Annotated in this window: 1 rRNA gene; it reads left to right on the forward strand. The window is 56.8% G+C overall.

Annotation, left to right across the window (positions count from 1 at the left end):
- Positions 1 to 627: ribosomal RNA gene (locus ACFOW8_RS29105) — 23S ribosomal RNA — on the forward strand; the annotation flags it as partial.

The following is a 627-nucleotide window of genomic DNA, read 5'->3' on the forward strand; positions in this document are numbered from 1 at the left end:
GGCCAGGTTAATCCGCCCAGGGTGAGTCGGGACCTAAGGCGAGGCCGACAGGCGTAGTCGATGGACAACGGGTTGATATTCCCGTACCCGTGTATCCGCGCCCAATGGCGAATCATCTGTGCTAATCGTCCAGGACCGGACGGACTTCCTTCGGGAAGCCAGAAGGCGATGCACGAGACCCTGGGTGTAGTAGTCAAGCGATGGGGTGACGCAGGAAGGTAGCTGGGCCAGGTGATGGAATACCTGGTGTAAGCCTGTAGGGCGTTGTGTAGGCAAATCCGCACAACATGTGCCTGAGAGGTGATGCGTAGTCGTTGTGACGAATTCAGTGATCCTATGCTGCCGAGAAAAGCCTCTAGTGAGTTGGTACACGGCCCGTACCCCAAACCGACACAGGTGGTCAGGTAGAGAATACTGAGGCGATCGAGATAACTGTGGTTAAGGAACTCGGCAAAATGCCCCCGTAACTTCGGGAGAAGGGGGACCACGCCTGGTGAACGGCTTTACGCTGGGAGCTGGGGGTGGTCGCAGAGACCAGAGAGAAGCGACTGTTTACTAAAAACACAGGTCCGTGCGAAGTCGTAAGACGATGTATACGGACTGACGCCTGCCCGGTGCCGGAAGGTT

Source organism: Nocardia rhizosphaerae (assembly GCF_042650365.1).
Taxonomy (GTDB): domain Bacteria; phylum Actinomycetota; class Actinomycetes; order Mycobacteriales; family Mycobacteriaceae; genus Nocardia; species Nocardia rhizosphaerae.